The sequence below is a fragment of the Streptomyces sp. AC602_WCS936 genome (assembly GCF_019049125.1).
Classification (GTDB): Bacteria; Actinomycetota; Actinomycetes; order Streptomycetales; family Streptomycetaceae; genus Streptomyces.
In genome coordinates this window covers 30,683-50,032 of record NZ_JAGMUF010000016.1, presented here as the reverse complement: position 1 = coordinate 50,032, position 19,350 = coordinate 30,683, and the positions used below count along the sequence as shown (strand labels likewise).

General features: G+C 73.8%; 19 protein-coding genes. 9 read left to right on the top strand and 10 right to left on the bottom strand.

Annotation, left to right across the window (positions count from 1 at the left end; translation table 11 throughout):
* The first annotated feature begins 72 nt into the window (after nucleotides 1-72).
* Nucleotides 73-1,710, top strand: coding sequence for a DNA repair helicase XPB (locus KUM03_RS07365; RefSeq protein ID WP_217246204.1), 1,638 nt, complete (start codon nucleotides 73-75; stop codon nucleotides 1,708-1,710).
* A gap of 15 nt (nucleotides 1,711-1,725) precedes the next feature.
* On the opposite strand, the gene KUM03_RS07360 is transcribed toward KUM03_RS07365, so the two are convergent.
* Complete coding sequence (locus tag KUM03_RS07360) at nucleotides 1,726-1,911, bottom strand: hypothetical protein (protein ID WP_007390268.1); 186 nt, start codon at nucleotides 1,909-1,911, stop codon at nucleotides 1,726-1,728.
* A 309-nt stretch (nucleotides 1,912-2,220) separates the two neighbouring features.
* On the opposite strand from KUM03_RS07360, the gene KUM03_RS07355 reads away from it, so the two are divergent.
* Nucleotides 2,221-4,269 carry an AAA family ATPase gene (locus KUM03_RS07355; RefSeq protein ID WP_217246203.1) on the top strand — a complete coding sequence of 683 codons (2,049 nt, stop codon included), beginning with the start codon at nucleotides 2,221-2,223 and terminating at the stop codon, nucleotides 4,267-4,269.
* A gap of 167 nt (nucleotides 4,270-4,436) precedes the next feature.
* Here KUM03_RS07355 and KUM03_RS07350 read toward each other — a convergent pair whose 3' ends face one another.
* The 3 genes from KUM03_RS07350 to KUM03_RS07340 form a co-directional block, all read right to left on the bottom strand.
* Nucleotides 4,437-5,126, bottom strand: a complete 690-nt coding sequence (locus KUM03_RS07350; protein ID WP_217246202.1) for a copper homeostasis protein CutC — start codon at nucleotides 5,124-5,126, stop codon at nucleotides 4,437-4,439.
* Nucleotides 5,127-5,222: 96 nt separating this feature from the next.
* The gene (locus KUM03_RS07345) at nucleotides 5,223-5,915 is read right to left on the bottom strand and encodes a maleylpyruvate isomerase family mycothiol-dependent enzyme (RefSeq protein WP_217246201.1); all 693 of its coding nucleotides are present in this window, start codon (nucleotides 5,913-5,915) and stop codon (nucleotides 5,223-5,225) included.
* A 32-nt stretch (nucleotides 5,916-5,947) separates the two neighbouring features.
* Nucleotides 5,948-6,598, bottom strand: a complete 651-nt coding sequence (locus tag KUM03_RS07340; RefSeq protein WP_217246200.1) for a TetR/AcrR family transcriptional regulator — start codon at nucleotides 6,596-6,598, stop codon at nucleotides 5,948-5,950.
* Nucleotides 6,599-6,685: 87 nt separating this feature from the next.
* On the opposite strand from KUM03_RS07340, the gene KUM03_RS07335 reads away from it, so the two are divergent.
* Together KUM03_RS07335 and KUM03_RS07330 are read left to right on the top strand one after the other, a co-directional pair.
* Nucleotides 6,686-7,348: a hypothetical protein gene (locus KUM03_RS07335; protein ID WP_217246199.1), complete on the top strand. Its 663-nt coding sequence runs from the start codon at nucleotides 6,686-6,688 to the stop codon at nucleotides 7,346-7,348.
* Nucleotides 7,349-7,358: 10 nt separating this feature from the next.
* Nucleotides 7,359-8,429 carry a GNAT family N-acetyltransferase gene (locus KUM03_RS07330; protein ID WP_217246198.1) on the top strand — a complete coding sequence of 357 codons (1,071 nt, stop codon included), beginning with the start codon at nucleotides 7,359-7,361 and terminating at the stop codon, nucleotides 8,427-8,429.
* Here KUM03_RS07330 and KUM03_RS07325 read toward each other — a convergent pair.
* Both KUM03_RS07325 and KUM03_RS07320 read right to left on the bottom strand, forming a co-directional pair.
* Nucleotides 8,411-8,701 carry a DUF4031 domain-containing protein gene (locus tag KUM03_RS07325; protein WP_217246197.1) on the bottom strand — a complete coding sequence of 97 codons (291 nt, stop codon included), beginning with the start codon at nucleotides 8,699-8,701 and terminating at the stop codon, nucleotides 8,411-8,413. The two genes, KUM03_RS07330 and KUM03_RS07325, sit on opposite strands and share 19 nt — an antisense overlap.
* A gap of 19 nt (nucleotides 8,702-8,720) precedes the next feature.
* The gene (locus tag KUM03_RS07320) at nucleotides 8,721-9,104 is read right to left on the bottom strand and encodes a hypothetical protein (protein WP_073729636.1); all 384 of its coding nucleotides are present in this window, start codon (nucleotides 9,102-9,104) and stop codon (nucleotides 8,721-8,723) included.
* Between the two features lie 55 nt (nucleotides 9,105-9,159).
* Here KUM03_RS07320 and KUM03_RS07315 point away from each other — a divergent pair, with 55 nt between their 5' ends.
* The 5 genes from KUM03_RS07315 (at nucleotide 9,160) to KUM03_RS38160 (ending at nucleotide 13,767) form a co-directional block, all read left to right on the top strand.
* Complete coding sequence (locus tag KUM03_RS07315) at nucleotides 9,160-10,074, top strand: MurR/RpiR family transcriptional regulator (RefSeq protein WP_100047286.1); 915 nt, start codon at nucleotides 9,160-9,162, stop codon at nucleotides 10,072-10,074.
* A gap of 113 nt (nucleotides 10,075-10,187) precedes the next feature.
* Entirely contained in the window at nucleotides 10,188-11,123 is a 936-nt protein-coding gene (gene murQ / locus KUM03_RS07310) for an N-acetylmuramic acid 6-phosphate etherase (RefSeq protein ID WP_217246196.1), read from the top strand.
* Between the two features lie 15 nt (nucleotides 11,124-11,138).
* On the top strand, nucleotides 11,139-12,593 hold the full coding sequence (locus KUM03_RS07305; protein ID WP_217246195.1) for a PTS transporter subunit EIIC: 1,455 nt from the start codon (nucleotides 11,139-11,141) through the stop codon (nucleotides 12,591-12,593).
* A complete protein-coding gene (locus KUM03_RS07300) occupies nucleotides 12,541-13,113 on the top strand; it encodes a hypothetical protein (RefSeq protein ID WP_217246194.1) in 573 nt (190 codons plus the stop codon). Before KUM03_RS07305 ends, KUM03_RS07300 begins: the two co-directional genes overlap by 53 nt.
* A 3-nt stretch (nucleotides 13,114-13,116) precedes the next feature.
* Nucleotides 13,117-13,767 carry a TetR/AcrR family transcriptional regulator gene (locus tag KUM03_RS38160; RefSeq protein WP_254398977.1) on the top strand — a complete coding sequence of 217 codons (651 nt, stop codon included), beginning with the start codon at nucleotides 13,117-13,119 and terminating at the stop codon, nucleotides 13,765-13,767.
* Nucleotides 13,768-14,522: 755 nt separating this feature from the next.
* Here the strand turns inward: KUM03_RS38160 and KUM03_RS07290 are convergent.
* The 4 genes from KUM03_RS07290 to KUM03_RS07275 form a co-directional block, all read right to left on the bottom strand.
* The gene (locus KUM03_RS07290) at nucleotides 14,523-16,049 is read right to left on the bottom strand and encodes a carboxylesterase/lipase family protein (RefSeq protein WP_217246193.1); all 1,527 of its coding nucleotides are present in this window, start codon (nucleotides 16,047-16,049) and stop codon (nucleotides 14,523-14,525) included.
* A gap of 97 nt (nucleotides 16,050-16,146) precedes the next feature.
* Nucleotides 16,147-17,277: an NADH:flavin oxidoreductase gene (locus KUM03_RS07285; RefSeq protein ID WP_217246192.1), complete on the bottom strand. Its 1,131-nt coding sequence runs from the start codon at nucleotides 17,275-17,277 to the stop codon at nucleotides 16,147-16,149.
* Nucleotides 17,278-17,387: 110 nt separating this feature from the next.
* Complete coding sequence (locus KUM03_RS07280) at nucleotides 17,388-18,287, bottom strand: CPBP family intramembrane glutamic endopeptidase (RefSeq protein ID WP_254398976.1); 900 nt, start codon at nucleotides 18,285-18,287, stop codon at nucleotides 17,388-17,390.
* 86 nt (nucleotides 18,288-18,373) lie between these two features.
* The gene (locus KUM03_RS07275) at nucleotides 18,374-19,321 is read right to left on the bottom strand and encodes a S9 family peptidase (protein WP_217246191.1); all 948 of its coding nucleotides are present in this window, start codon (nucleotides 19,319-19,321) and stop codon (nucleotides 18,374-18,376) included.
* Nucleotides 19,322-19,350: the final 29 nt, after the last annotated feature.

Genomic DNA, 19,350 nt, shown 5'->3' with positions numbered 1-19,350 from the left:
CCGGGACGATCAGGCACACTGGACTGTTGGCCGAGCCGCCGTCGGCCGTACGCACGCGAAAGGGTGCCGCCCGTGAATGGTCCGCTGATCGTCCAGTCCGACAAGACCCTGCTCCTCGAGGTCGACCACGAGCAGGCCGGCGCATGCCGTCGGGCCATCGCGCCCTTCGCCGAACTGGAGCGGGCGCCGGAGCACATCCACACCTACCGGGTGACCCCGCTGGGCCTGTGGAACGCGCGGGCGGCGGGCCACGACGCCGAGCAGGTCGTCGACGCGCTCGTCGAGTACAGCCGCTACCCGGTGCCGCACGCGCTGCTCGTCGACATCGCCGAGACGATGGACCGCTACGGCCGCCTCACCCTCTCCAAGCACCCGGCGCACGGCCTGGTCCTGACGACCACCGACCGGCCGGTGCTGGAGGAGGTCCTGAAGTCGAAGCGGATCGCGCCGCTGGTCGGCGCCCGCATCGACCCCGACACGGTGGCCGTGCACCCCTCCGAGCGCGGCCAGATCAAGCAGACGCTGCTGAAGCTCGGCTGGCCCGCCGAGGACCTCGCCGGGTACGTCGACGGCGAGGCGCACCCGATCGAGCTGGCCGAGGACGGCTGGGCGCTGCGCCCGTACCAGAAGCAGGCGGTGGAGAACTTCTGGCACGGCGGCAGCGGTGTCGTCGTGCTCCCCTGCGGCGCGGGCAAGACACTGGTCGGCGCCGGCTCGATGGCGCAGGCGAAGTCGACGACGCTGATCCTGGTCACCAACACGGTCTCCGCCCGGCAGTGGAAGCACGAGCTGGTCAAGCGCACCTCGCTGACCGAGGACGAGATCGGCGAGTACAGCGGCACGAGGAAGGAGATCCGTCCGGTCACCATCGCCACGTACCAGGTGCTGACGACGCGGCGGAAGGGCGTCTACCCGCACCTGGAGCTGTTCGACTCCCGGGACTGGGGGCTGATCGTCTACGACGAGGTGCACCTGCTGCCGGCGCCGGTCTTCAAGTTCACCGCCGACCTCCAGGCGCGCCGCCGCCTCGGTCTGACCGCGACGCTCGTCCGCGAGGACGGCCGCGAGTCGGACGTGTTCTCCCTCATCGGGCCCAAACGCTTCGACGCGCCCTGGAAGGAGATCGAGGCACAGGGCTACATCGCGCCCGCCGACTGCGTGGAGGTCCGGGTCAACCTCACCGACTCCGAGCGGCTCGCGTACGCGACCGCCGAGGCGGAGGAGAAGTACCGCTTCTGCGCGACGACCGACACCAAGCGCAAGGTGACGGAGGCGATCGTGCGGCGCTTCGCCGGGCAGCAGATCCTCGTCATCGGCCAGTACATCGACCAGCTCGACGAGCTGGGCGAGCACCTGGGCGCGCCGGTCATCAAGGGCGACACGTCCAACGCCCAGCGGGAGAAGCTCTTCGAGTCGTTCCGGCAGGGCGAGATCAGCGTCCTCGTCGTGTCGAAGGTCGCGAACTTCTCGATCGACCTGCCGGAGGCGACGGTCGCGATCCAGGTGTCGGGCACCTTCGGGTCCCGGCAGGAGGAGGCTCAGCGCCTGGGCCGGGTGCTGCGGCCGAAGGCCGACGGCCACCAGGCGCACTTCTACTCGGTCGTCGCCCGCGACACCCTCGACCAGGACTTCGCCGCCCACCGCCAGCGCTTCCTGGCGGAACAGGGCTACGCCTACCGGATCATGGACGCGGACGAGATCCTGAACTGACCCTCGGACTCGGTCTCAGCGGCGGCGGACGCCGGCCTCCTCGCCGTACTCGCCGAGGATGACGACGTCGAAGGCGGCACCCGCGAACACCCGCACGGCGCGCACGGCGTCGCCGAGCCGGTGCCGGTGGCTGCCGGCCACGGGCGTGGCACCGGACGCGCGGCCCGGTGCCGGGGCGGGGGAGATGGTTGCTGCGCTCATGTCTCCATGGTGCGACTGCCCACCCCCGACCGGCATCGGTCTGCGGGCCCAATCCCCGGGGCCCCGCGCTACGACCGTGGAGGGAGCGCGTCCCCCAGAGCGGAGGACGCGATCCCCTAGGGGTCGGAAAAACCATTGGCCCGTGTCCCGGCCGCTCCCCTACACTCTCCGCTCTTGCCCGCCTCCCCCACGGAGCGCCGCCGACCGGACGGAAACCGGTCGGCCACCGCGCGCGGAAACCGCGAACCGCGCCCACCACACCGCAGGTCGTACCGCAGGTCATACCGCAGGCCATCCGGAGGCACCCCCTTGTCCACGCCCGTCCACGAAGACCCCCTCTCCAAAGAGCGCTCCCACCTCGCCGCCTCGCGGTCCGCCCTGCGCGCCATGCGGGAGGACGTCGAGGCCCTCGACATCACCGACGTCACCGCGAACTGGGTCAACGCCGCCGTGCTGGAGAGCCAGATCGAGGAGCGCATCAAGGCGCTGGCCGACCTGAGCGAGACCCCGCTGTTCTTCGGCCGGCTCGACTACCTGCACTCCCCCGGCGCCGAGCAGGCGGAGGGCGCGGAGGGCGAGCGCTTCTATGTGGGACGCCGGCACGTGCACGACCCGGACGGCGACCCCATGGTGATCGACTGGCGGGCGCCGGTCTCGCAGCCGTTCTACCAGGCGTCGAAGAAGAACCCGCTGGACGTCGCCCTGCGCCGCCGTTTCGGCTACACCGGCGGCGACCTCACGGCGTACGAGGACGAGCACCTGTCGGACCCCGCCGAGGCCGAGACCACCAGCAAGCTGCTCCAGCGGGAGATCGAGCGGCCCCGCGTCGGCCCGATGCGGGACATCGTGGCGACCATCCAGCCCGAGCAGGACGAGATCGTGCGCGCCGGGCTGTCCGGGTCGGTCTGCGTGCAGGGCGGCCCCGGCACCGGGAAGACCGCCGTGGGCCTGCACCGGGTCGCCTACCTCCTCTACGCCCACCGCGAGCGCCTGGCCCGCACCGGCACCCTGGTCATCGGCCCGAACCGCTCCTTCCTGCACTACATCGAGCAGGTCCTCCCGGCCCTCGGCGAGCTGACGGTCCGCCAGGCCACCGTGGACGACCTGGTGGCGCACGTCGAGGTACGCGGCAGCGACGAGTCGGCGACGGCGGTGATCAAGGGTGACGCGCGGATGGCGCGGGTGCTGCGGCGCGCCCTGTACTCGCACGTCACCCTGCCCACCGAGGGCGTCGTCGTGGTGCGCGGCTCGCGGCGCTGGCGGGTGGCGGCGTACGAGCTGGAGGAGATCGTCCGCGAGCTGCTCGCCCGCGACATCCGCTACGGCGCCGCCCGCGAGGCCCTTCCGCAGCGCGTCGCGCACGCCGTGCTGGTGCAGATGGAGCGGGCGGGCGAGGCGCCGGACGACCGGGTGCAGAACGCGGTGGCGCGCAACGCCGCCGTGAAGGCGGTGGTGAAGACCGTCTGGCCGCAGGTCGACCCCGCCAAGCTCGTCCTGCGCCTGCTGACCGACGCGGACTTCCTCGCCGAGCACGCGGACGGCGTCCTCACCGAGGAGGAACAGAAGGCGGTGCTGTGGGTGAAGCCGGCCCGCTCGGCGAAGTCCGCCAAGTGGTCGCCCGCCGACGCCGTGCTGATCGACGAAGCCACCGACCTGATCGAGCGCACTCACTCCCTCGGCCATGTCGTCCTCGACGAGGCGCAGGACCTGTCCCCCATGCAGTACCGGGCGGTGGGCCGGCGCTGCTCCACCGGCTCGGTGACCGTCCTGGGCGACCTGGCGCAGGGCACCACTCCGTGGGCGACCCGCAGCTGGGCCGAGGCGCTGGCCCACCTGGGCAAGGACGGGGCGGTGGTCGAGGAGCTGACGGCCGGTTTCCGCGTGCCGACGGACGTGATCGCGTACGCGTCCCGGCTGCTGCCGCACATCGCGCCGGGCCTGACGCCGGTGGCGTCGATCCGTGAGAACCCGGGGTACTTCGACGTCCGGGGGACGGACGCCGGTACGGCGGACGTGGTGGCGCCCTGCCGCGAGCTGCTGGCGCGGGAGGGCTCGGTCGGCCTGATCGCCGCCGACGCGCGCGTGCCGGAGCTGGCGGCGGCCCTCGGGGCGGCGGGCATCGGCTTCGTCGGCCCCGGCGAGGAGACCACCCACGCCACCCGCCTGACCCTGGTCCCGGCCTCGCTGGCCAAGGGCCTGGAGTACGACTACGTGGTCCTGGACGAGCCGCGTGCCGTGGTCGATGGCGAACCGGACGAGCGGACGGGGCTGCGACGGCTGTACGTCTGCCTGACCCGCGCGGTGTCGGGCCTGATCGTGACCCACGGGTCGGGCTTGCCGCCGCAGCTGGCGGCGTAGCTGCGGGCGTCTGCCGAATGGTGACCGGCGTCGGCGCCGGGGGTTGGGTGACGCGGCCCGGCGCTGGCCGGGTGCCGCCGCGCCCACCCTCCCCCACTCTCGGCTTCGCTCGAGCGGGGGGACCCCCATCGCCCCTGGCGGCACGACTGCCCGCGGCTACGGGCCGCTCAGTCCCCCAGCACCCGCCGCCACTCCCCGACCGCCTCCGCCGAGACCGGCCCGCCCCACCCGGAGGGCCGCGCCGCCCCGCCGATGTGGAACCCGTCGATCCCCGCGTCCAGCAACCCCGGCACGTGCTCCAGCCGCAGCCCGCCACCCACGAGCAGCTGCTGCTCGTACCCCGGCTCCCCCCGCCGCCGCGCCTCGGCGAGCAGCACGGTCAGTCCGTCGTCCACCCCACCGGCCGCCCCGGCCGTCAGGTACGTGTCCAGCCCGGGGAAGTCCGCGAGCTGCTTGCGCAGGGCGTCCCGGTTCGCGGCGCGGTCGATCGCGCGGTGGAAGGTCCACCGGCATCCCTCCAGCGCCCCGGCGACCCGCTCCACCGCCCCGAGATCGACGTCACCGTCCGCGTCGAGGAACCCGAGCACGAACTCCGTCGCCCCCGCCTCCCGCATCCGCCCGGCGACCCCCACCAGCCGCTCGACGTCCCCGGCCGCGAAGCCGTCCGCCAGTCGCAGCATCACCCGCAGGTCGATGTCGACGGCGGCGCGGATCGCGGCGACGGTCCCGGCCGACGGGGTGAGTCCGTCGGCCGCCATGTCGGTGACCAGTTCGAGGCGATCCGCGCCTCCGGCCTGGGCGGCGACCGCGTCCTCGACGTCGAGGGCGATCACCTCCAGGACTGCACGCTTGCTCATGGGACCCCATTCGTCGGCCTGCTACAGGTCTAGTCCAATCCAAGACTACGCCCCATGGGCAGGCCAGGGCTCCCCGACGCCGCCACCCGGCGTCGCTCAGCCGTCCAGCCGCCGGAAGAGGTTCAGCTCCTCCGCCTCCACGCCGGCCAGCTCGTAGCCGTTGCCGTCCTCGACCGCCCGGCCCGCGTACAGCCGCACCAGCGTCGGCGCGTCCCCGATGAACCGACCCGGCGGCCGCTCCCCGCTCGCGCCGCCCAGTTTCAGCGGCTCGTCCACGTCGTCGAGGTCGGCGTGCAGCGGCACGTGGCCGCGGTCGCGGGTGAGCGTGCCCAGCAGGGCCAGCGCCTCGGGCAGCCCGCGCCCCGCGTACGCGCCCGGCTCGCCGAGGGCCACCCGTACGTCACCCGCGTGCACCCACTCGCCCAGCGCCAGCAGGTCCAGGGCACCGTCCGCGCGGCCGATCACCGGACCGGCCTCGGTCATGCCGCGTTCCAGTTCGTCGAGGACCCGGGCGTTGGTCCAGTCGGCGCGTTCGGCGATGTCGCGGTCGTTGGACTCGGGCGAGAAGACGCCGTCCTCGAAGCGTTTCTCCACCGCCCGCATCAGCGCCGAGGAGCAGTGCGCCAGCACGTCCCGCACGGTCCAGCCGGGACACGCGGCCACCGGCAGCGCGAAGTCGCCGTCCGTCCGGGACCGCAGCAGCGGCACCAGTTCGTCCCGCTCGATGGCCAGCAGCCGCCCGGGCCGTTCGGGGTCGCGTACGTCGTGCACGTCAGCAGGAGTCGTCATGGCTCCACGTTAGGGGCGCGACCGTCCCGCGGTCAGCGTGCCGTCAGGTCGTCCAGTTCGGCGGCGAACAGGCGCGCCGGGTCGAAGGACATGCCGGTGAAGTGACCGGCCAGCTCCAGGGACAGCACGCCGTGCAGCCGGGTCCAGAAGGACAGCGCCCGGCGCAGGGCCGCGGGGGGAGCCGGATGTCCGTCCGCCCACTGCCGGTGGCCCTCGAGGTGCGCGTCGAACGCCGTCCCCCCGTCACCCTCGTACGGCAGCGCGGCGCAGGCGTCGAGGATGACGGCCATGGTCTCGGAGGCGATCCGGGTGACGTCGGCGGGAGCGTGGTAGCCCGGCACGGGGGTGCCGAAGACCAGGAAGTACCGCTGGGGGTCGGCCAGCGCCCACGCGCGCATGGCGTGCGCCAGTCCGGCCAGGTCGGCGCCGGACGCGGCGGCCTCCCGGAAGGTGTCGGCGAGGCTCCGGTAGGCGTCCGTGACGAGTTCGGTGATCAGCTCGTCGCGGCCGGCGAAGTACCGGTAGAGCGCGGGCCCGCTCATCCCCATCCGCTTGGCGATCGCGTTGAGGGAGAGCGCGGACGCCCCGGCCGTGGCGATCTGCTCCCGCGCGTGCTCCTTGATCTCCGCGCGCACCTGGGCGCGGTAGCGCTCGCGCGGTGTCTCGGTGCGCGCCTGCGTCATGGTCCGCCGCCCTCTCCGGTACGGAGTCAAGATTCAGTTAGAGGCTATCACCGTAGTCGCTCGCCTCCCCGTTGCGACAATGGCCCCATGGCCGACCTCGACGCCCTGCGCGCCCGCTGGCTGCGCGCCCTGCTCCCGGCACGCGACGGTGCCTGCCACCCCCATCCGTACCCGTACGCCGACAACCTGCTCGCCCGCTGGCAGGAACCCCAGCGGCGGTACCACACGCTCGCGCACCTCACGGCGGTCCTGGACCACATCGACGTACTGGAGGAGTACGCCGACGATCCGGCCGTGGTGCGTCTGGCCGCCTGGTTCCACGACGCCGTCTACCTCCCCGACCGGTCCACCAACGAGGAGCGCTCGGCCCGGCTCGCCGAGCGCGCCCTGCCCGAGGCCGGCGTCCCGGCGGAGAAGACCGCCGAGGTGGCCCGACTGGTCCGCCTCACCGTCACCCACGCCCCGGCCGAGGACGACCGCGACGGCCAGGTGCTGTGCGACGCCGATCTGGCGGTCCTCGCCTCGCCGCCGTCGGCGTACGCCGCGTACACGGCGGCCGTGCGGCAGGAGTACCACTTCGTCCCGGACGGCGCCTTCCGCGAGGGCCGCGCCGCGATCCTGCGCCAACTCCTCGACCTGCCCACCCTCTTCCACACCCCGCACGGCCGCCGCGAGTGGGAGGCGACCGCCCGCTACAACCTCACCGGCGAGCTGGAAATGCTGTCGCCCGGCGGGGATGCGGCCCCGTAGCCTGCCCCGCATGCTGACCTTGGGCGGGGAACAGGTGGAAGAGGCCGTCGCGGGCGCCGTGGCGCTGCTGCGGACGGCGACGGACCGGGACTGGGAGGCGGTGCGGGCCGGCCGGCTGGAGTGGGACTGCCGGCAGACGGCCGAGCACATCGCGGGCGACCTCATCGCCTACGCGGGCCAGCTCGCCGGACGCGCCACGCAGGCATACGTCCCCTTCGAGATCACCCTCGACGACGGCACCGGCAACGAAGGCGTCCTGCGCGTCGTCGAGACGACCGGCGTCCTGCTCGCCGCCACCCTCCGCACCACCCCGCGCGAGGTCCGCGCCTTCCACCCGTACCCCTTCCGCAGCGCGAACCGCGAGGGCTTCGCCGCGATGGGGATCGCCGAGGTACTGCTCCACACGCACGACATCGCCGAGGGACTCGGCCTCACCTACGAGCCGCCCGCCCGCCTCTGCGCGGACGTCCTCACCCGGCTCTTCCCGCACGTCCGCCCCGGCACCGACCCCTGGCACACCCTCCTGTGGGCCACCGGCCGCGGCGACCTGCCCGGACGCCCGGCGGTCACCGAGTGGCGCTGGCGCAACAACCTGGTGATCGACGCCGAACGCCTCACCCTCCAGGGCGTCACCCCCGCCGCAGCCACCGACCTGGCCGCGGGCGGCGACGGCGGCTTCGCGTGGGTCGAGGGCGGCCCGTACCAGGGCACGCGGGACGCCGCCGGGATGCTGCTGAAGGCGTACGAGGCGGGCGTGCACCGGCCGGAGTGGGGCGTGTTCGTGCTCGTGCGCCGCGACGACGGCCGCGCGGTCGGCGGCATGGGCTTCCACGCGGCACCGGACGAGGACGGCCGGGTGGAGGTCGGCTACGACCTCGCCGAGGCCGCCCGCGGCCACGGCTACGCCACCGAGGGCCTGCGCGCTCTCTCCGCGTGGGCGCTGGCCCGGGACGAGGTGACGTCCGTGTTCGCGACGACCGAGCCGGACAACACCGCCTCGCAGGCCGTGATCACCCGCGCCGGTTTCCACCGCGTCACCGGGGACGACACCGAGCAGTACGCCTACGAACTGCGCGGCTGACCGGCGCCCTCGCCGGCGCCCTTGCGCCGGCGCAGTCCCGCCCCGTGCAGCAACCGCACCACCTCACGGCTGCTGACCTCCAGCGCACCGGCGGTCACCGCGTCGGCGTACCGCTGGGCGGGGATGTCGTAGTGGTCGCGTTCGAAGGCGCGACGCGGCACGCCCAGCCGCGCGGCGAACGCGTGCAGTTCGGCGTAGGAGACGTCGCTGACCAGGTGCGACCACATACGGCCGTGGCCCGGCCAGGTCGGCGGATCGATGTAGACGGTCACTGTGGCGTCCTCGGCGCGCTCACGACGGCAGCGGGCCGCCGCCGGCCTCGCCCAGCGAGCCGACCGCCGCGACCTTCACACCCGCCTTGCCGCACACCCAGTGCGGGTCGGGGCCGAGCTCCGGCTCGACGTCCAGCGCGTGCGGGTCGCCGGAGCCGCACACCGGGCACAGCGGCCACCGTCCGTACCGCTCCAGCAGGGCGTCCTGCACGTCCTGCGCGACCAGCCCGGCCACGAACTCGACGCCCTCGGGCCACTGCTCGACCCACCAACGGCGTTGTACGACGGACTCCTCCACCAGCGACACGACGTCCGGCTCGGCGACCTGGCCCGCAACCAGGTCGGCGAGCACCAGGGCGCGCGCGGCGTGCAGCGCCTGCTCCAGGGGGCTGATGGGGTCCATGCACCCATTGTGCGCACTCTTGACCCACGGACCGAAACGAAAATATCTTTCATGAGTGACCGATGACGTGAAGGAAACTTTCGCCTCTCCTCCCGCTCCCGGCGCACTGGCGGCCAAGGTGCGCACGCTGGCACCGTCGATGACCCGTTCCATGCAGCGGGTCGCCGAGGCCGTCGCGGGCGACCCGGCGGGCTGCGCGGCCCTCACGGTCACCGGACTCGCCGAGCTGACCGGCACCAGCGAGGCGACGGTCGTACGCACCGCCCGGCTGCTCGGCTACCCCGGCTACCGGGACCTGCGCCTCGCCCTCGCCGGTCTCGCCGCCCAGCAGCAGTCCGGCCGCGCGCCCGCCATCACCACCGACATCGCGGTCGACGACCCGATCGCCGACGTCGTCGCCAAGCTCGCCTACGACGAGCAGCAGACCCTCGCCGACACGGCGGCCGGCCTGGACACGGTCCAGCTCGGCGCGGCGGTCACCGCGCTCGCCGCCGCCCGGCGCACCGACGTGTACGGCATCGGCGCGTCCGGGCTGGTCGCCCAGGACCTCACGCAGAAGCTGCTGCGCATAGGGCTGATAGCCCACGCGCCCGGCGATCCGCACCTCGCCGTCACCAACGCGGTGCAGTTGCGGGCCGGGGACGTCGCCATCGCGATCACGCACTCCGGTTCGACCGGGGACGTGATCGAGCCGCTGCGGGTCGCGTTCGAACGCGGCGCGACGACCGTCGCCGTCACCGGGCGGCCGGACAGCCCCGTCACGCAGTACGCCGACCACGTGCTGACGACGTCGACGTCCCGGGAGAGCGAGCTGCGGCCTGCGGCGATGTCGTCGCGGACGAGTCAGTTGCTGGTGGTGGACTGTCTGTTCGTGGGGGTGGCGCAGCGGACGTATGAGTCTGCGGCGCCTGCGCTGGCGGCTTCTTACGAGGCGTTGGCGCATCGGCATGGGGCGCGGGGGAGACCGTAGGGGGTGATCGTTGCGGGCGGCTGCGGGCCGTATGTGGCTGGTCGCGCAGTTCCCCGCGCCCCTTGGGACGCTGCACTGCCCAGCATCGAGATCGAACCGAAAGAGCTGCACCCATGACCTCCACCCCTCACCACCCCGACCTCCGTTCCCAGTTGGAGACGCTGACCACCGAGGCCTTCCGGCCCGAGTTGGCCGAGATCGACCGGTTGCCCACTCTCGACATCGCCCGCGTGATGAACGGCGAGGACGGTGCCGTGCCCGCCGCCGTCGCCGAGCGGCTGCCCGAGATCGCCGCCGCCGTCGATGCGATCGCCGCCCGGATGACGCGCGGCGGGCGGCTGATCTACGCGGGCGCCGGTACCGCCGGCCGGCTCGGGGTGCTGGACGCCTCGGAGTGCCCGCCCACCTTCAACACCGCCCCCGGGCAGGTCGTCGGCCTCATCGCGGGCGGCCCTCAGGCCATGGTGACCTCCGTCGAGGGCGCCGAGGACTCCGCCGAGCGGGCCCGCGCCGACCTCGACGCCCTCGGTCTCACCGCCGACGACTCGGTGGTCGGCGTCTCCGCGTCCGGCCGCACGCCCTACGCCGTCGGCGCCGTCGAGCACGCCCGCGCCCACGGTGCCCTGACCGTCGGGCTGGCCTGCAACGGCGGCAGCGCCCTGGCCGCCGCCGCCGAGCACGGCATCGAGGTCGTCACCGGTCCCGAGCTGATCACCGGCTCGACCCGCCTGAAGGCCGGTACGGCGCAGAAGCTGGTCCTCAACATGCTGTCGACGATCACGATGATCCGCCTCGGCAAGACGTACGGGAACCTGATGGTGGACGTCCGCGCCTCCAACGAGAAGCTGCGCGCCCGCTCCCGCCGCATCGTCGCCCTCGCCACCGGCGCCGCCGACGACGAGATCGAGCGGGCCCTGACCGCTACCGACGGCGAGGTCAAGCACGCGATCCTGACCCTGCTGGCCGATGTGGACGGCCCGACGGCCGCCCGCCTTCTGGAGGACTCCGGCGGCCACCTGCGTGCCGCGCTGGCGGCGACGAAGGGCTGACCGCACGCTCGGGGGGTGATCAAGGATCCCCACTCCACGGCCGCCGCCCTCCTCCCCCTGGTCGGCGGCCCCGCCAACGTCACCTCCGTCGCCCACTGCATGACCCGCCTGCGCCTGGGCCTGGCCGACCGCTCCCGGGTGGACGACGAGGCGCTGCGGGCGCTGCCCGGGGTGCTCGGGGTGGTGGAGGACGGCGAGTCGTACCAGGTGGTACTGGGCCCGGGGGCGGTAGGCCGGGTGACGGAGGCCTTCGAGGCCCTGCTGGCGACGGACGACACGGCGGACGCACTCGCCCGGCGCGGTGCCGAACTGAAGGCGCGGCAGAAGGCCCACAACGCCACCCCGCTCAAGACGGCCCTGCGCCGCGTCGCGAACATCTTCGTCCCCCTCATTCCCGCCCTCATCGGCTGCGGCATCGTCGCCGGCCTCGCGGGCCTGCTGACGAACCTGCGCTGGCTCCCCGGCCTCACCCCCGCCCTGACCGCCCTCTCCGCCGCCTTCATGGCGCTGATCGCGGTGTTCGTCGGCCACGACACGGCGAAGGAGTTCGGCGGCACGCCCGTGCTGGGCGGCGCGGTGGCCGCCGTCGTCGTGTACCCGGGCGTGGCGAAGGTGACGGCGTTCGGGGCGGCCCTCGCCCCCGGGCAGGGCGGCGTCCTCGGCGCACTGGCGGCCGCGCTGCTCGCCACCCGCGTCGAGAAGTGGTGCCGCGCCCGCCTCCCCGGCACCCTGGACGTCCTGCTCACCCCGACCCTCACCGTCCTGGTCTCCGGCCTGGTCACCCTCTACGTCCTCATGTACGCGGCCGGCGAGGTCGCCACCGCCATCGGGACGGCGGCGGACTGGCTCCTGACGACCACGGGCGCTCTGGCCGGCCTGATCCTCGGCGGCCTCTTCCTCCCCCTGGTGATGCTGGGCCTCCACCAGGCCCTCATCCCCATGCACACCACCCTCATCGAGCAGCAGGGCCACACCGTCCTGCTCCCCATCCTGGCCATGGCGGGCGCGGGCCAGGTCGGCGCGGCGGCTGCGGTCTACGTCCGTCTGCGCCACGACACCTCCCTCCGTACGACGATCAGATCGGCGCTCCCGGCCGGTCTCCTCGGCGTCGGCGAACCCCTGATCTACGGCGTCTCCCTCCCCCTCGGCCGCCCGTTCCTCACCGCCTGCGCGGGTGGCGCGGCGGGCGGCGCCTTCGTCGGCCTGTTCGCGATGCTCGGCACGGACGTGGGCGCGACGGCGATCGGTCCGTCCGGCTGGGCGCTGTTCCCGCTCCTCGCGGGCGGCGGGGGCTGGGCGGTGACGGCGGGGGTGTACGGCGGCGGACTGCTCACCGGGTACGCGGTCGGCTTCCTGGCCACGTACTTCTTCGGTCTTCCCGACGGCGCCGCCCGCCCCGTGTGCGACCCTGAGGAACATGAACCACGCCCAGCTGACCGCCCTGGGCCGCGCCCTGCGTCTCCTCGGTGAGCACGGCGAGGCCCTGGGCACCGACACCCCGGACGCCAAGCTGCACGAGGTCCGCGCGGACCTGAAGCGGGCGCTGGACCTGCTGGAGGAGAGCGTCGAGTCGGCGGCCCCCAGTACCCGCTGCCCCGAGCATCCGAACGGCCCGGTCGACAAGGCCGCCCCCGACCTGTGCCTGCTCTGCGAGACCCGCCGCCGCTCCGCCCGCCGCGCCGAGTACAACGGCGGCCCGCTCCCCGCCGCGCCCGCCACCGAGCCGGTCCAGTCCCGCTACGGCGTCCGGGGCGACCGGCCGCAGCCGCAGCAGCGCTGGCTGCCCGAGCTGTGGAACGGCCAGGCGTGGCAGCTGTGCGGCACCCCGCGCCGCGACCGCCGCGAGGCCGAGCTGTACATCGCGGCCCAACTGCGGGCTCCCCGTGCGGCGATGGCGTACCGGCTGGTCCACGAGTTCACGGACTACGAGGTGCTGCGGGTGTGGGGGACGCCGGTACGGGTGGACATCGAGCCGATGGGCGGCCTCTGAGCCATGGTGAGACGGAACGACCAGCGCCGCGCCGCCCTCGTCGACGCGGCCATCGAAGTACTGGCGGCGGAAGGCGCCCGGGGCCTGACCTTCCGGGCGGTGGACACGGCCGCCGCCGTCCCGGCCGGCACCGCGTCCAACTACTTCGCCAACCGCGACGACCTGCTCACCCAGGCCGGCGCCCGCGTCTACGAACGCCTCCACCCCGACGAGGCCACCATCACCCGCCAGCGCACCGCGGGCCGCGACCGTGACACCTACGTCGCCCTGATGCGCGAACTCGTCGACCGCATCGCCTCGTTCCGCACCGGCTACCTCGCCCTGCTGGAACTCCGCCTCGAGGCCACCCGCCGCCCCGGCCTGCGCGCCGTCCTCACCGAACGCGTCCGTGCCGACGTCCGAGTTGGTGGCCGCCGCCGTCGAGCGCATCGTGGCGCCGGACAGCCCCCAGCCCCGCACGCTGTCCTGATGGGTCCTGCGCGGCCGCCAGCGACGCGACCGGACAGTCCCACTCAGGGCCCCCACCGACCTTCGCAGCCGTACGCCACACCCGTCGTGCGCCACCACCTCCCCCACACGTCCGTCCCGGAGTTCGTACGTACCGTTGGGGCCGCCCGCTTCCTTGCCAGTGTCGTGCCTCCGCGACCCGAGTAAAGGGCGCTCCCTGCGGTCGCGTCGCCTTCGGCGATGACCCTTCGGGCCACCCTTGACTCGGCTCGCTCCACCACGGGTCAGAAGCGAGCGAGCGGCCCGGAAGAACGGGTGGCCGAGCCCGGTTCACGATCAGCCGCCCCCTGCGTACGCACCCGGCGACGACGGTACGCGCTCGCGCCTCGCCAGCACGCCGCCTCGGCTCAGCGGCGAACGGTGAGTGGGCGGTACGGTCACATACGCCGCACCAGCACCAGGGCGGCACGCCACGCCGTCTCGGCGGCCAACGCCGGACGGGCAGTACGGCCCAAGCAAGGCCCCCCGGGGACACACCTCTCGAAAACGGATGACACTTCGACCCAAAGTGTCATCCATTTCCGAGACCACCCCCCACCCCCCCCGGCCGTCGGTCGTCGAGACGGCGTGGCGTGCCGCCACCGGGACCGGGGCGCACCACCCACCACCCACCACCCACCACCCACCTACCGGTCGCCGCTAAGCCGACGCGGCGTGCTGGCGAGACGCGGACGCGCCCCCGCACGCCGGACACGTACGCAGCCGGCGTAAGGGACCGGCGGACCCGGGACCCCCGTTCTCCTCCGGCCGCCCGCACGCTTCTCACCCGTGCTGGAGCGAGCCGAGTCAAGGGTGGGCCGCAGGCCCATCGGCGCAGCCGACGCGACCGCAGGGAGCGCCCTTTACTCGGCTCGCGGAAGCACGACACTGACCAAGAAGCGGGCGGCCCCACGGCCACTTGTTCACGCCCCCGGCACCAGCAGAGGCAGCGCAGCGAACTCGTACCCCTCCCACAGGCGCCGCGACGCCTCCCCCGGGTACGGCGCGACGGCCGGCTCCGCGTCCAGGACCTGGACCAGACGCCGCTGTGTGTCGTACGCCGGCCAGCCGGGGTCGCCGGTGCGGGCGAAGGACGTCCAGGAGGACCGGAAACGGGAGGACAGCGCCAGCGCCTCCGCCGACGGTTCCGCTCCATCGAAGAGGAGCAGGCCGAGGTCGGCCCGGAAGGTGCCGAAGAGCAGGGGCACGTCCAGGGCGTGGCACGCGCCGAGGGCGCCGCCGTTGCCGGGAGCCGGCCAGGTCAGCTCGTAGACGTGGGAGCGGCCGCCGCCCGCGAGATGGGCCTCGGCCAGGCGCAGGGACGGCATGGCGAACAGCCAGTCGGTCTGGACGCGTTCGTAGAGGTCGTTCGCGGACCAGCCGGGGTACGCGGCGCGACAGGCCTCCTCGCCGCCCGGCGCGTACAGCCGCAGCGCCTTGCCCGCGCGCTCTTCCCCGATCCCGCCCAGCTTGCCCGCCATGGCGGTGAAGAGGCGGTTCTCGTCGCGGTTGTGGCCGACGATCAGGTCGACCTCCCGGGACACGCCGGACGCCAGCGCCTGCCACGGAGTGACGGGGAGGACGTCGCCGTCGACGACCGGGGAGTACGGGGTGGAGGTGGGCGCGGCCTGCCCCCAGCGGTCGAGGTACTGGTGCATCCTCGGGGTGAGAGTCTGGCCCGCCTTGACCAGCTGGGCCGGGTCCACGGCCGCCAGGTCGGCGACGGTGGGTCGCAGGCCGAGTTCGGCGGCGAGGACGGTGCCTATGTCGCGGGCGAGTTCGTCGGAGAAGAAGGTGCCCGGCACGCTCTGGGCGACGGCCCGGTGGAAGAGCCCGGCGGCGCGCGGCATGGCCAGCAACGAGGCCACCGAACCGGCGCCCGCCGACTCGCCGAAGACCGTGACCTGGCCGGGGTCGCCGCCGAACGCGGCGATGTTGTCCCGTACCCACTCCAGCGCGGCCACCTGGTCGAGCAGGCCCCGGTTGGCGGGGGCGCCGTCGATGTGGGCGAAGCCCTCCATGCCGACGCGGTAGTTGAGGGTGACGACGACGAGGTCGCCGTCCTCGGCGATGCGGCGGGCGTCGTAGCCGGGGCTGCCGGAGTGGCCCAGGCGGTAGGCGCCGCCGTAGATCCACACCATCACCGGGCGGCGGGCGGCCGGATCGGGGGCGGGGGTCCAGACGTTGACCGTCAGCCAGTCGTCGCCCTCGGGGAGGGCGGCGGGCGGGCCCGCGAGCCCGGTGTCCTGCGGGGGCGGCGGGCCGAAGGCGTGGGCCTCGCGGACGCCGTCCCAGGGGCGGGCCGGTCGCGGGGCGGCGAACCGGGCCTCGCCCACGGGAGGCTCGGCGAACGGGATGCCTCGGAAGACGGCCAGGCCGTCCTCCACGCGGCCGCGCACCGCACCGGCGGCGGTGCGCACCACCGGCTCCGGGGCCTCGGGGTTCGTCATGGATCACTCCCTCACTGGACGCCGCTGAACGTACGTACGGCAGTAGTTGGTGATCCCACGGACTTTACGCCGCGGTGCGCCGCCGGAGCGGGCCGGGTCAGCTGAGGGCCTTCAGCGACGCCGCGTCGAACGGGGTCAGCTCGCCGAAGCGGCCGGACAGGACCTTCTGGGCCCACTGCGGGTCCTGGAGCAGGGCGCGGCCGATGGCGACCACGTCGAACTCGTCGCGCTCCATGCGGTCCAGGAGGTTGTCGAGGCTGCCGAGCGCGGCGCCCTCGCCCTGGAAGGACCCCAGGAACTCGCCCTCCAGGCCCACCGAGCCGACGGTGATGGCGGCCTTGCCGGTGAGCTTCTTGGTCCAGCCGGCGAGGTTGAGGTCGGAGTCGTCGAACTCGGGCTGCCAGTAGCGGCGCGTGGAGGCGTGGAAGGCGTCGACGCCGGCCGAGACGAGGGGGGCGAGGATGGCCTCCAGTTCCTCGGGGGTCTCGGCGAGGCGGGCGTCGTAGGCGTCCTGCTTCCACTGGGAGTAGCGGAAGATCACCGGGAATTCGGGGGAGACCTTCTCGCGGACGGCGGCCACGATCTCGGCGGCGAAGCGGGTGCGGGAGACCGGGTCGCCGCCGTAGGCGTCGGTGCGGCGGTTGGTGCCCGCCCACAGGAACTGGTCGATGAGGTAGCCGTGGGCACCGTGGAGTTCCACGCCGTCGAAGCCGATGCGCTCGGCGTCGGCGGCCGCGTCGGCGAAGGCGCCGACGACGTCGTCCAGGTCGCGCTGGGTCATCGCCTTGCCGGTGACCTCGTCCTCGCCGATGCGCAGGCCGGAGGGGCCGACGGCGGGGGCCTCGGGGAAGGGCTGGTCGCCCTGCTTGCGGACCATGCCGATGTGCCACAGCTGCGGCACGATGGTGCCACCCGCCGCGTGCACCGCCTCGGCGACCTTCGCCCAGCCGGCCAGCTGCTCCTCGCCGTGGAAGCGCGGCACGCGGTCGCTGAGTCCGGCGGAGTCGTGGCCGACGTAGGTGCCCTCGGTGACGACCAGGCCGACACCGGCGGCGGCACGGCGGGAGTAGTACGAGACCACGTCGTCGCCGGGGACGCCGCCCGGGGAGAACATCCGGGTCATCGGAGCCATCGCGATGCGGTTGGGGACGGTCAGGCCGTTGATGGTGGCCGGGCGGGCGAGGATCTGAGCGGCGCGCGAGGCGGCGTCGGCGGCGGTGACGGTCACGTGGGAGCTCCTCTGGAGGTACCGAGCGGTATGTGCATGCGCATGAACCTGCCGGGGACAACCGGCCACCCACCCCGCCCATTCCGGCCAACCGCCATCAGTGGCTCAGGTCACAACGCGACCCGGGTCGCTGAGTCGCGGCCGGCCCTCAGGAGCAGCGCGACGACGATCGACTGCACGCCGATGAGCAGGGCCTGCGTCACGGGGCTGGTCACACTCAGCAGGACCATCGTCGTGTTGACCGCGAAGTGCACGGCGATCGAGGCGACGACACCGGCGCGTTCGTAGGCGCAGGTCACCAGCATGGCCATCGGGATGTTGCTGACCGCGAAGAGCAGACCGCTCGGGGTGGCAAGGCCGAGGTCGTTCTGGACGGTGCCGTCGATGAAGAACAGCGGCAGGTGCCACACGGCCCAGGTCACGCCCAGCGTCACGCCGATGCGCAGGCGGCCCGTCGTGGCACGCATCCTCGGGTAGGCGGTGCCGCGCCAGCCGGGTTCCTCGGAGAGCGGGCCGGAGACCAGCATGCTCACCAGGAACGCCGCGGGCCCGCCCATGTCCCTCATGACGTCCTGGGCATTGCTCCAGCTCAGCGCCGGGTCGCCCGCCGCGTGCCCCAGCAGGGCGGCGGCCAGCACGGTCGCCGAGCCCAGCATCAGCAGCGGCGGCGTCCACAGCAGCGCCTTCGACGCCCGGAACCGGACCGCGCGCGCGGGGACGGGCTCACCGCGGCGTCCGCGGCGGACCCGGATCACCAGGGCGCCGATCAACGGGCCGAAGGCTCCCAGCAGGAAGGGGGCGTAGGCGGGTTCACCGTTCGCCGCCGGTCCGCCGATCACCGCCGCCGCGCCCCAGGCGCCCCAGCTCACGACGAAGGCGATGAACATGAAGAGGACCAGGTCGGCGCGCCTGCGGTCGGCTGCGCCGGGGGGTGCGGACGCGAACTCGGGGACGGACGCGGCCGCGGGGGCGACTGCTTCCGCGGCCAGGGAGGTATGTGAAGTGGGCATGCCAAAGCATCCTTCGAGTGGGGCCACGCGTTCGTGGGTGCGTACGAAAGGGAGGGAAGCGACAGCGGGCGGGCCATGCGCCGGGGTCAGGAGGAGGTCGACCGCTCCTCGACGGGCGGCTTCCGCGGGGTCGCGTCCAGGCGACGGGTGAGCCAGGAGGTGACGAGCGCGAGAAGGGCGGGGTCGACCGGTTCACGCAGGAGCCGGCGGTAGGCGCCGAGGGTGGGGCGCCCGGCGTCGCCGCGCAGCACGTGGGTGAGGCCGGCGATCCGGTGGGTTTCGGCGCCGCCGGGCACCAGTCGTCCGATCACGTCCAGGTCGGCCGGGTCCACCTGGATGTCCTTGTCGCCGGTGACGGCCAGGACGGGGGCGTCGATGACGGCGAGGTCGTCGCGGCTGTCGTGGACCAGCATCTCCCGCATCCAGCGGGCGTTGACCGGGGCGCCGGCGACGCGCGCCACGTCCGTACGGGTCCTCTTGAGCCGGGCCAGGACCCGGTTGCCCAGCGCGCCCAGCGGGCGCGACAGGAGCCGGACGGGAAGGGGCATGCTCCGGACCACGGAGCGGCCCTGCCCGCGGAAGGCGTCCTCGCCCAGGCCGGCGAAGCCGGCCAGCAGCACCACCGCGCGCAGCTCGGTCCGGGCGGCCAGCGTCATGGCGTGCAGGGCGCCCTCGCTGTGACCGACCACGCCGACCGCGTCGCCGCGGACGTCGGAGCGGGCGGCCAGGGCGCGCAGGGCCGCGGCGGCGTCCCTGCGGTTGTCGGTGAAGCCGGCGGCCCGCCAGTCACCTGGCGTCGCGCCGGTGCCGCGCCGGTCGTAGCGCAGGGTGGCGATGCCCGCGGCCGCGAGGGCGTCGGCCATCGGGCGGCCCAGGTCCATCACGAGCTTCGGGGTGTTGCCGTCGCGATCCAGGGGGCCCGAGCCGTGCAGCAGCAGGACGGCGGGGTACGGGCCCGGGCCGGACGGCAGCGTCAGGGTGCCGGCCAGCGGGGTCCCGTCGTCCGCGGCGACCGTCATGTCGATCTCGGGCAAGGCTCCGCCTCTCTCGATCGGGCAACCGG

Excerpts from the sequence above, each read along its gene's own strand:
- KUM03_RS07360 (WP_007390268.1), bottom strand. The coding sequence starts at position 1,911 with ATGAGCGCAGCAACCATCTCCCCCGCCCCGGCACCGGGCCGCGCGTCC.
- KUM03_RS07350 (WP_217246202.1), bottom strand. The coding sequence starts at position 5,126 with ATGAGCAAGCGTGCAGTCCTGGAGGTGATCGCCCTCGACGTCGAGGAC.
- KUM03_RS07345 (WP_217246201.1), bottom strand. The coding sequence starts at position 5,915 with ATGACGACTCCTGCTGACGTGCACGACGTACGCGACCCCGAACGGCCC.
- KUM03_RS07340 (WP_217246200.1), bottom strand. The coding sequence starts at position 6,598 with ATGACGCAGGCGCGCACCGAGACACCGCGCGAGCGCTACCGCGCCCAG.
- KUM03_RS07335 (WP_217246199.1), top strand. The coding sequence starts at position 6,686 with ATGGCCGACCTCGACGCCCTGCGCGCCCGCTGGCTGCGCGCCCTGCTC.
- KUM03_RS07330 (WP_217246198.1), top strand. The coding sequence starts at position 7,359 with ATGCTGACCTTGGGCGGGGAACAGGTGGAAGAGGCCGTCGCGGGCGCC.
- KUM03_RS07320 (WP_073729636.1), bottom strand. The coding sequence starts at position 9,104 with ATGGACCCCATCAGCCCCCTGGAGCAGGCGCTGCACGCCGCGCGCGCC.
- murQ (WP_217246196.1), top strand. The coding sequence starts at position 10,188 with ATGACCTCCACCCCTCACCACCCCGACCTCCGTTCCCAGTTGGAGACG.
- KUM03_RS07300 (WP_217246194.1), top strand. The coding sequence starts at position 12,541 with ATGAACCACGCCCAGCTGACCGCCCTGGGCCGCGCCCTGCGTCTCCTC.
- KUM03_RS38160 (WP_254398977.1), top strand. The coding sequence starts at position 13,117 with ATGGTGAGACGGAACGACCAGCGCCGCGCCGCCCTCGTCGACGCGGCC.
- KUM03_RS07290 (WP_217246193.1), bottom strand. The coding sequence starts at position 16,049 with ATGACGAACCCCGAGGCCCCGGAGCCGGTGGTGCGCACCGCCGCCGGT.
- KUM03_RS07280 (WP_254398976.1), bottom strand. The coding sequence starts at position 18,287 with ATGCCCACTTCACATACCTCCCTGGCCGCGGAAGCAGTCGCCCCCGCG.